Annotated in this window: 9 protein-coding genes; 5 read left to right on the top strand and 4 right to left on the bottom strand. The window is 37.1% G+C overall.

Translation table 11 applies throughout. The annotated features are described in order from the left end of the window. Nucleotides 1-267 precede the first annotated feature (267 nt). The 4 genes from A9Y75_RS18225 to A9Y75_RS18210 all read left to right on the top strand — a co-directional run bounded on the left by A9Y75_RS18225 (nt 268) and on the right by A9Y75_RS18210 (nt 5,340). The gene (locus tag A9Y75_RS18225) at nt 268-825 is read left to right on the top strand and encodes an RNA polymerase sigma factor (protein ID WP_071190937.1); all 558 of its coding nucleotides are present in this window, start codon (nt 268-270) and stop codon (nt 823-825) included. Between the two features lie 175 nt (nt 826-1,000). Beyond that, complete coding sequence (locus tag A9Y75_RS18220; RefSeq protein ID WP_071190936.1) at nt 1,001-1,828, top strand: hypothetical protein; 828 nt, start codon at nt 1,001-1,003, stop codon at nt 1,826-1,828. 18 nt (nt 1,829-1,846) lie between these two features. Beyond that, entirely contained in the window at nt 1,847-2,494 is a 648-nt protein-coding gene (locus A9Y75_RS28670) for a hypothetical protein (RefSeq protein WP_177176229.1), read from the top strand. Between the two features lie 86 nt (nt 2,495-2,580). Continuing rightward, a complete protein-coding gene (locus tag A9Y75_RS18210) occupies nt 2,581-5,340 on the top strand; it encodes a carboxypeptidase regulatory-like domain-containing protein (protein WP_071190934.1) in 2,760 nt (919 codons plus the stop codon). Between the two features lie 298 nt (nt 5,341-5,638). Here A9Y75_RS18210 and A9Y75_RS18205 read toward each other — a convergent pair whose 3' ends face one another. Together A9Y75_RS18205 and A9Y75_RS18200 are read right to left on the bottom strand one after the other, a co-directional pair. Next, on the bottom strand, nt 5,639-7,882 hold the full coding sequence (locus tag A9Y75_RS18205) for an FdhF/YdeP family oxidoreductase (RefSeq protein WP_071190933.1): 2,244 nt from the start codon (nt 7,880-7,882) through the stop codon (nt 5,639-5,641). A gap of 109 nt (nt 7,883-7,991) precedes the next feature. Further along, a complete protein-coding gene (locus A9Y75_RS18200; RefSeq protein ID WP_071190932.1) occupies nt 7,992-8,204 on the bottom strand; it encodes a helix-turn-helix transcriptional regulator in 213 nt (70 codons plus the stop codon). Between the two features lie 148 nt (nt 8,205-8,352). Here A9Y75_RS18200 and A9Y75_RS18195 point away from each other — a divergent pair, with 148 nt between their 5' ends. Further along, nucleotides 8,353-8,862 carry a hypothetical protein gene (locus tag A9Y75_RS18195; RefSeq protein ID WP_071190931.1) on the top strand — a complete coding sequence of 170 codons (510 nt, stop codon included), beginning with the start codon at nt 8,353-8,355 and terminating at the stop codon, nt 8,860-8,862. 60 nt (nt 8,863-8,922) lie between these two features. On the opposite strand, the gene A9Y75_RS18190 is transcribed toward A9Y75_RS18195, so the two are convergent. Next, entirely contained in the window at nt 8,923-9,825 is a 903-nt protein-coding gene (locus A9Y75_RS18190) for a S1 RNA-binding domain-containing protein (protein ID WP_071190930.1), read from the bottom strand. Nucleotides 9,826-9,932: 107 nt separating this feature from the next. Then, nucleotides 9,933-10,700 (bottom strand): dienelactone hydrolase family protein, encoded by a 768-nt coding sequence (locus A9Y75_RS18185; protein WP_071190929.1) that lies wholly within the window; start codon nt 10,698-10,700, stop codon nt 9,933-9,935. Nucleotides 10,701-10,890 lie beyond the last annotated feature (190 nt).

The following is a 10,890-nucleotide window of genomic DNA, read 5'->3' as shown; positions in this document are numbered from 1 at the left end:
AAGCTAAAGTCGGTTAAAACCGACTATTTTTATTTTATAGGCTCTGCCTTTTGTTTAGAGGGAGTCAGAGACTCCTGATAGCATTCCCAGTCTGGAGACTGGGAACGAGATATCATGTTTTGTGGTGTCATGTTCTTGATCCCAACTTCATATTTATAAAATTTTGATAAATATTATACCCTTACGCAAAATTACCATTGCTTATTAGGCAGTTATTAAGTTATTTTACTATGGTGCTAGTGACATACATATATAAATTCACTGAATATGTACGTTTGTGATTCTTCCTTATTATCAAGCGTTGAGTATCAAAATCTCAACTCCGATTTTTGGCAGTTATGGCAAGAATATCAAGACTATCTATACCGTTGTTGTGTCAAGTGGATGGGTAACGCTATTGATGGGGAAGATGTGCTGAGTCAAGCAATGTTGAAAGCTTGGGATAAAATACGTAATTCTACGGTTGAGATTAAAAATTTTAAAACTTGGGTAACAAAACTAACTTATAATCTCTGTGTTGATATCCATAGAGAACGTCGTCGGGGTGGAAAGCAGGTTGAAAGTTTGGATGCAATAGGTTTTGAATATCAAGAGGAAATAGCTAGTCAGGAAGAAGAAAATCTAATTCTTGTTGCTACGCAACAAGAATTAGATAATTTTTTTTGTCTTGCTATGGATGAGTTACCTCCTAAACTGCGAGAAACGTTTATTTTGCACTTTAAGGAAGAATTATCATATAAAGAAATTGCGGAAAAATTGAATATTTCTTATGAGAATGTGGACCTATTGTCAATCAAAATTATCCGGTTAGTATCACTGTTATAAGTGGAACAACTTTACCTGTTGGCAATTATGGCTTCCGTGTCAATCTTTCCTTAGCACCCCAATAATTTTTCAGAGACGGCGATAAACTTCTGTAGGGGTGGACAGTCTTTCACCCTTATATGAATTTTATCCTCTGAGTATACCAGGTGTAATACAGATAAAATTAATAACTGAAATGCTGAAAAAATTACAAAATATTCTTCCCTTATTATGTTTATTTGGTATTGGTTTTGCTCCCATACCAGCTTATAGTCAACAATTGCGGGTTTCCCCTTTAGTCATTGAACGCCAAGCAGCATCAGGACAAGCAAGGGGTGTTATTGATGTTACTAATAATTCTGATAAAACATTTCGAGCCAGAGTTTCTTTGAAACCTTTTACTTATATCCGGGAAGGACTTAAAGTTTTAGAATCTAGTCCTAATGACTTAACACCCTATTTAACATTTTCTCCCCGTGAATTAGTGGTTGAACCAGGACAAACACGCTCTATTCGTTTCAATGCTAGGTTGCTTCCCAGTTTAGCGCAAGGAGAGTATAGGGCAATGTTTTCTGTAGAGCAGTTGCAAGACAAAAGTGATCCTAATACCAAAAACGAAGTGGGTATTGATGTTAATATTGCTGCAACTATTTTTGTGCGTAACGGTGAGCTAATTCCCACTTTAAATATTGAAAAGGCATTTTATGATGGTAAGACTAAAGAAATTAGACTTTTAGTTAAGAATACAGGAAAAGCTACAACTCGCCCAAGAACTGAATGGAATTTAACTCAAAATGGTAAGCCTGTTAACTCTGGTAAATTAGAGGAAACTACGATTGTTGCTGAAGGTGATAGATATATTAGAATTGTCTATCCCCCCAAAGGACAAACCCTCACACCCGGTACATATAACTTTTCAGGACAATTAAAATGGGACTTTCCCAAAAAAGGCGGAACTTTACCTTTTAATGTCAATTTCACTGTTTCTCCAGAAGATATTAAAAGAGAAACAAAATCTGATTAAGTAGGTGGGCGTTAAAAATTGTCGTTGGGGCAAGGGAACAGGGAACAGGGAACAGGGAACAAGGAACAGGGAACAGGGAACAAGGAACAGGGAACAGGGAACAAGGAACAGGGAACAGGGAACAAGGAACAGGGAACAGGGAACAAGGAACAGGGAACAGGGAACAAGGAACAGGGAACAGGGAACAGGGAACAGGGAACAGGGAACAGGGAACAAGGAACAGGGAACAGGGAACAGGGAACAGGGAACAGGGAACAGGGAACAGGGAACAAGGAACAGGGAACAGGGAACAGGGAACAGGGAACAGGGAACAAGGAACAGGGAACAGGGAACAGGGAACAAGGAACAGGGAACAGGGAACAGGGAACAGGGAACAAGGAACAGGGAACAGGGAACAGGGAACAGGGAACAAGGAACAGGGAACAGGGAACAAGGAACAGGGAACAGGGAACAAGGAACAGGGAACAGGGAACAAGGAACAGGGAACAGGGAACAGGGAACAGGGAACAGGGAACAAGGAACAGGGAACAGGGAACAGGGAACAAGGAACAGGGAACAGGGAACAGGGAACAGGGAACAGGGAACAAGGAACAGGGAACAGGGAACAAGGAACAGGGAACAGGGAACAAGGAACAGGGAACAGGAAGAGAGTTTTGGGCGATTTGACTTTTCTTCACATACCTTTAAATTTTTCTGTTTACCTACTTAAACCCGAAATAAATAACTGAAAACCTCGTGTTGATTTAATTTATGTGTTTCCAGCTTACGTACTGCTGAATTACCATCAACAACCTGCTTTAACTTCATCTGAACAGATTGTTAATCATTCTATCAATGAAGTTAAAGTTTTGCCATCCTACCCCAAACCTGAAAGTAATCAAACAAAAACTTTTAGTTCATCTCCCCAACCTGAGCTAGAGCAAACCATAAATTTTAGTACATCTCAACGTCAGATTAATCATAATTTAATTTCTAAAATTACTCAATCTCCTGATGCTTCTAACCAAAAACCCGAAGAAAAATCACCGCAATTTGTTATTTTACCAGTAGGAATTAAAGTTGGTAAGCGTAATATTTTAGACTCTTCCTTTGTCAGAGGTTATGAAGATGGAGCAAAAGCAGTTAATTTTGCTGATTGGTTGGTGACATTTCAAGATTTAACTACAGCATTAAATTTAAATGTTAATAATTTACCTAATGGACAAATAGAAGTAACTGGAGTTGGTTTAATTAAACGCATTAACCCCAAAGAATTAACTACAGATCCCGAATTAGGTTTAGTAATCTCAGTTGCTAAAATTGAGGAATTATTAGGAGTTAAAACTCAATTTGATATTGTATCCTATTCTATTATACTTGATCCTCCTTGGTTAAATTTTCAAGGTAAAAAAAACCACCAACAAGAAATTCCAGTCATATTAGAAGGTTTACCTGTTGTTAAATCTCCTGATTTGACTTTTTCCACTTTTGGACAACAAATTAATCTTAGTGGTAGTGAAAATAGTAATAAATTAACCACTCAAGGTACTTTAACAACCATTGGTACAATCTTAGGAGGAAGTTGGTTTTTAAGAATTAATCAACCAGATTTACTTGATAATAAAACTTGGCAAATTCAAGAAGCACAATATTTTAAACCAGGTGAGTTTAATGATTATATTATAGGGTCTCAACCAACTTTTTGGCAAAGTCAAGGTAGGGGTGATTATTGGGGTTTGACTACTATTAGAAGATTTGGTTTTAAAGCAGATACTCTTAATGGTACTGCCTATTCTCCTTCTCAACGTTTACAAAGTAATACTATTAACCGTATTATTGAGGGAACAGCAGCACCAGGAACTTTAGTAAAATTAGTTTCTGGTTTTGATAATACAATTTTTGATCAGGTATTAGTTGATTCTACAGGAGTTTATCGTTTTGATAATATTCCTATTGGTAGTAATGGCGGAAATTATCGAGTTTTATTATATGCAAATGGACAGTTAGCAAGTACCCCTGTAGAACAAGAACCGATATTTCTAAATCTTCCTGGACAGTTAACTAAAGGTACATCAAGTTTAATTGTATCCGGTGGTTTGAGTAGACAAACAACAACTAATGAATTTTTTGGTGATTTAACAGATGTTCGCGGAGGAGTTGGTTATCGTTATGGTGTTTCCGATTCTTTAACTTTGGGTGCTGGTGTTGTTTATGATCGACATCTATTAGGATTATTTGATATATTTTATCAACCTAATAACTTTCCCTTGAAATTAGCGGTATCAGCTTTACAAACACCAGAAAAATTCAAATATAATGCTAATATTGAATTTAGACCTTCTCCTAAATTTAATCTAAATTTATCTAGTAATGAACTATTTCAGAGTTTTAATTTGAATTGGAATTTAGCCAGAGGTTTCAATATTACCAGCAGTGGTAATAATAACAGCGATATTATTAATGTGGGTTTTAATTTTAATCAGAATTTTGGTAATATATTTACTTCTTCTAATTTAAAATTGGATAATAAAGGACAATTAGACTGGAACTCTAACGCTCGGTGGCGTAAATTTAATGTATCAGCTAGATCAAGTTCTACTGGTTTAGGATTACAGTTAAATTATGATGGTGATATTTTTAACTTACCAGGAAATGAATCTTTAACTTTAAATTATGAAACTAATAATTCTAATAATCGCAATAATGATTTATTGACCTTAAAATGGAAATATAAATCACCATATCGTCAAAGTGATCAACGTTTTATCTGGGATTTTGATCTAGGTTATGGTATAGGTTCTCAAGGTAGTGGTTTTTTAGCTTCTGTTTCTACTGTGTTTATTCCCGGTTTATCTTTACGTTTACGTTATGATGGTGTTTCTTTAACTTCAGATAGTGCTTCTTATCGGATTGAAATTGGTTCAGCAGTTAATTTTAGTCCCATTTTTAGCCCTGGAGATACAAGATTTGAACGTTTACGCAGTGAAGGAGGAATGTTTGTTCAACCATTTTTAGATAAGAATAATAATGGTATTAGAGATAATAATGAAGAGATTTATACTCAAGATATCGAATTATTATTAATGCTGAATAATAAAAAGCTGAATCGTAACAATTCAAATATTACAAAACAAGGTGTATTTGTCAGACTTGAACCTGGTATTTATCGTTTAGATTTAGATCCTGCTGGTTATCCTCTGGATTATAAACCTACTCAAGTTTCTTCTGCAATAGAAGTAGTTGCAGGTAGTTATACTAATTTTTCCATACCTTTTGTTGCTTCCTATACTCTAGCCGGTACTGTCACAGACTCCCAAGGAAAACCTATTGCTGGTGCTAAAGTTGAAGCGATTAACCCTAATAATAAATCATCAACGATATCTATTACTAATAGTGCTGGTATTTTCTATTTAGAACAATTACCATTAGGAACATATCAATTAACAGTTAATGGTAAACCTGCTGAACCTAATACAGTGACGATTAACCCAGATAATCCAACTTTAAAAGAATTAAATTTGAAGTTACCTTGATAAGTTGATATTCCTAAAATATTCAATAGCCATATAAACCCAGAAAGTAGATAAATCGAGGGATTAAAGCTTTTTAAAGTAAAGCAAGTGCAAAGTTTTTGAAGGTCAGTATTGGGAATATGTTATTATTATTTTCTCGTTCCCATACTCTGTATGGAAATGAATGTTAAAAGGTTCTACCTTTTGTTTAGAGGGAGTCAGAGACTCCTGATAGCATTCCCAGTCTGGAGACTGGGAACGAGTTTAACCCTCTTTTCTCTGCGTCCTCTGTGCCTGGAGTGGTTTGTTTCTCCCCATTTTATTGATAAACAAAAACCGGAACTCTTTTATATGCAGGTGTCCCACTTTGCGGGTCAATTTCTGCTTTAAATAACACATTCGCTTCAGGATAAAACATAAAAGCTACACCTTCACGAATTTCACCACAAATAATTTCAATATTGTTTAATTCTCCCGCATTCCCTCTAACTGTAACTCGTTGATGTTCCTGAAAACCTGCTTTTTTAATATCCAAACTATTCATTAAAATACAATGACGATGGGGCATATTTCTATATTTATCTTCACTGCGATAGACTACTGTATTATGTTGTCCATAACTGCGTCCTGTTCCTAATATGACTATAATTCCTGACTGATTTTCTGAAACTCCAAAATCAGATTTATTCGGTAAAGATAATTGCGGTAAAGGTGTAACAAACATCTGCGCTTTACCATCAGATGTGGGAAATTTCGGTTCTTCTAAAATCCGTCCTGCAATCATAAATTCTTCTTTAGTTTTATCAATATCAGCTATTTTTTCATAACCAGGAATGGTTTTAGCAATTAATTCTCTGACATAAACTGTATCTTGTAATTTACGCCAATTTATCGGTTTTTCTCCATGTAAACGATGAGCAATTTCTGTAATTAATTCTATTTCTGAAATCAAATCAGAATTATGTGGTTGTAAATGACTTTTACCTTCATCATTTAAACGCACAAAGTTATTACCTGATTCAGTTGTCGTTTTATGGGGATTTTCAAACCGATTGAAAACAGGTAAAATTAGAGTTTGCGTTTTCGCTAATCCGTGAAAATGTCCTAAATTCGGTTTAGTAGATACATAAAATATAGTTTCTACTTGTGATAATGCTCGTTTTGCTTGTTGTAAGTCTGGATTTGCTGCATACAGATTTCCCCCTAAACAAAAAAGTGTCTTTATCTTTTCTAATTCTGCTGCTTCTATTAAATCACGGGTATGATAACCAGGCGTTTCGCTAACGGGTTTTCCTAATAGTTGCGATAGTGCTTGTTTGATTTCTTCGCGCAAGTGAACTGTGACACCCATTGAACCAAATCCTTGCACATTTGAATGTCCACGAATCGGCATTGTTCCCGCACCAATTTTACCAGCGTTACCTGTAATTAAGGCTGTATTTGCTATACTAAAAACATTATCAACTCCTTTTGCTTGTTGAGTTACACCCATAGCCCAAGCAAAAACGACACTCTCTGATTTACCAATTAGATAAGCTGTGGCTGTAATTTCTTCTTGAGATAAACCGCAAGTTTTAGTGATATTATTCCAGGATATATTATTAGCATAATCTAAAACTTGTTGCCAGTCTTGAGTATAAGAATTGAGATATTCTGTTTTGATTAAATTTTGTTCAATGAGGGATTTTTGCAACCCTACAAATAATGCAACATCGCTACCAGGAATTGGTTGTAAATACAAAGAAGATATATCTGAACCTCCTGTGAGTAAAGATTTGATGGGAAACGCAGGAGATGCAAATTTAACTAAACCGATTTCAATTTGGGGATTAATAACAATTACTTTACCACCTCTTTCTCGCAATTTGATTAATTCGTTCATCAATCGCGGATGATTTGCAGGTGCGTTAGAACCAATTAAAACTATACAATCACTATGTTTGAGGCTCTCTAAACTTACCATTGATGTGCCTGAGCCAAAAACTTTTTTTAACCCCACTGTTGAGGGGGCGTGACATAAATCAGAACAGTCTGCTAAATTATTACTACCAAGCGATCGCATCAATAATTGTAGTAAATAGGCAGCTTCGTTAGATGAACGTCCAGAACTATAACTAGCAAGGCGTTCTGGTGATTGATCAAAAGCTGTTGTTGCAATCTGGTAAACTTCTTCCCAGCTAATGCGTTGATAATGGGATGATCCTGATCTGAGAATGAGAGGATAACTAAGTCTACCTAAATCATCGCATTCTTGAGAAGTAAGTTGTTGTAATTCACTGATGCTATATTGTTGGAAAAAATCTGGTTTAATTCCTGGTTGCAATTCCGCTGCGATCGCTTCTACACTTTTAGCACAGCGTTGTAAATATTCTCCTGCTTCATTTACAAACCCCCCTTTTTGTCCACCTGTACCCCAAGCACAGGATAAACACGTACTTTTATGATTAAGGGTTTGCCATAATTGTAACCCTTGTGGTGAGAGGGTTTTTTCTACCCAATATTGGATTACAGGTAAACCACCCCCAGCAGGGGAGTTAGACTTGATTTCGGGTAAATTATCCATAGTTAGCCAAATTTCAACTCGCTTAACTAACTATTATTATTGCCAAAAATAGTTTTTACTGTCTAAACCTATAGAGATATTCTATATAACGTCTCGATTTGACGTGTAATTACTCTTCCACTACTTCAACTAAGTCTTCAATCATTACATCCAAAGCGCGAGCCATTTTGAGTATGGATGTAAAGTCTACCATAGCTAACCCAGGCGCTCTTGCATAGGCTCTCACAGAACTATATGCCACACCGGAACGGTCAGAAACTTCTTTGAGTGTCCAACCCTTTTCATCAGCGAATTCTCTAATTTTTAACTTAATCAGCCCCATTGACTATTGACAAACGATTGAATTATATCGTTTAATAGATTTTATCAAATAAAAAGACCGCCCTCCGGCTGTAGAAACTGAAAAGCGATCCCAAAGGTGTCATCGCTTTCAAAAGTAAAATTTTCACTTTCAAAAGACACTTAACATTATGGTATCATCTTTCAAGCCAAAAACAACTCCTATTCGCACATCAAAAATTGTCCACAAATCGTCAACTCTCCATCAACTAGCACGATTTGTCACTGAAGATGCTGTTTGCGTGATGTTCAAAATAAGTTTTGAGAATATTTATACAGTTGAATGTTGGCGTTACGTGGTTTATGTCCACGGAAAAGGTTTAAGTAAATTTGTCAGTTACGCCGATTTTCCGCCTATTATCAGCGTAGATTCTCCCACTACTTCAGATTGTATCAAGTGGCGTAAACGCTGGCGTAAGTGCCATAATTATGGTCAAAGAAAGCACGCACCTTCATGGTGGACAGAGTTTTTTACTCTTCAGTTTGGGGCAGCTTCTTCGGAGTCGATGTTATCTAGTTGGTGGCAATTAATTGGATTAATTAATTTTGCTTTTTCTCAAGAAACATTACAACAACTCCAAACCAGCCATCGTCAAGTAAAAATGATGTTCGAGCAAGAGGTAAAAGGCAAGAGGAAGTAATTTTCTTTTCCCTATTACCTATTCCCTTCTTACTGTCAAGAGTCACCTGTTAAGAGTCCCCTATTCTGCCGGTTTATTAGCAGCACGGTTAGCACGGGCTTCAGCTGAACTCATCACTTCTTCCATGTTTTCCAGCACTTCACCAGGGAAGTTTTCCAAAACTCTGGTAGAAATAGCGACTCGACCTTTACCTTCATCTAAGTCAATAATTACAGCTTTGATGGGTTGACCGATTTGAAAGACTTTTTCCAAAGATTCAATAAATTTTTGGCTGACTTGTTTGATGTGCAGTAAGGCGCTGACACCATTTAACTCCACAAATACACCAAAAGGTTTGATGCCGGTAATTTTTCCTTCCACCAATTGACCGACTTCTAATAAACTGAAGTTGCTAGAACGAGTGGCTAAACGTTGGGAAAGAATGAGTTTTTTGGTGTTAGAGTTGACTTCCAAAAATCCCGCAGTTAGAGTTTGACCTTTGAGTGCGTCTAGGTTATCACGTTCGGCGAGGTGCGATCGCGGAATAAATCCCCGTAAACCAAGAAGATCAACAGTGATACCACCTTTATTCACACCCGTTACCCGCACTTGGACTGTCTGGGAATTTTCCTGCATTTGTACGAGTTTCTCCCAGATGTGCTGAATTTCTAACTGCTTACGAGAAAGAGTAACTTGACCTTCAGCATCCTGATCTCGGATAATCAAAAACTCCATATCCTCCTGCAACAGTAGGACTTCTGCCAAATCAGTTACTGCTCTCAAAGAAGCCTCTTCGCGGGGGAGAAAAGCCGACGACTTACCACCAATATCAACATAAGCTCCATCATGCTCAAGTTGAAACACCTTACCATGTACAACCTGTCCCTTTTGAAATTGGTAGTCGTGTTTTTCTAGTGCTTTGGCAAAATCGTCCATTGAAAAAGACGAATTGGCTGTTTGAGAAAGTGGTGATTCGGAATTCATGACGTTTGAAGATAAATTGTTATGAGAAGAAGGAGTGCTACTTCGTGAAGCTACGCTTTCCAGGAGTTCAGGAGAAATCAACTAGCGAGTCTCTTAAAAAACTCTTTTTACACTGCTAAAACGCTGGCAAAAAGTTTTTGTACTTGTTCCCAAGCATCGGACGCAGCTTTAGGATTATAGCTGGCACGACGGTCACAGAAAAATCCGTGTTCAGATCCATCGTAGCGAAACACACGATGGGAAATGTTATATTTTTCTAACTCAGCTTCGATTTGGTTGATCTGTTCTTGAGGAATACTAATATCTTCGCTGCCAAAAAAGGTGTAGATAGTTCCTGTAATTTCTTGGGTGCGGGTAACAGTAGGATCTCCACCACCGGGAGTGCGGGTGGTAATACCAGCACCATAAAAGGAAGCGGTGGCTTGAATGTCTGGAAGGGTGGCGGCTAAATATGCTACATGACCGCCAAAACAAAAGCCAATACAGCCAAAGGCATCTGGTTTGACTTTGGGAAGACTTTTGAGATAATTGATAGCTAGTTGAATATCGCTTAATAGTTCTGAGGCTTTGGTTTGCATGGCGTAACCTCTACCCGTTTCAATATCTTCAGGGGTGTAACCTGCTTCATATCCAGGTGCTTGACGTTGAAAGAGTGCGGGAGCAATGACTACATATCCTAGTTTAGCAATCCGTTCTGTTACATCCCGAATATGATCATTAACACCAAAAATCTCTTGCAGAATCACAATCCCTGGATAAGTACCAGGATTTTGAGGTTGTGCCAGATAAGCAGCCATTTGCAAATTATCTGGCGTTGACGTAGCGTCTTGTAGAGAAAGATTAACCGTTGTGGTGTCTATGACTCGTTCTGTCATAATAATTTTTACTATAGCGCTGTAATTGTCTGATATAACTATGCCAGTATCTTCAGGCTGTTTTCAACCAAATTATCTTTCCTTGTATGTATTCGCAATATTTATCAGCAAAATCCAAGTAAATCGGCGTTAAAAAATCAACCTCTGTAACAAAATGTAAAATCAACAAATACCTTGAAAATATTTCAGT

Origin of the sequence: Trichormus sp. NMC-1 (assembly GCF_001858025.1) — a bacterium.
Taxonomy (GTDB): domain Bacteria; phylum Cyanobacteriota; class Cyanobacteriia; order Cyanobacteriales; family Nostocaceae; genus Anabaena.
The sequence above is the reverse complement of the archived record's forward strand: the minus strand, read 5'-3'. Positions and strand labels throughout refer to the sequence as shown.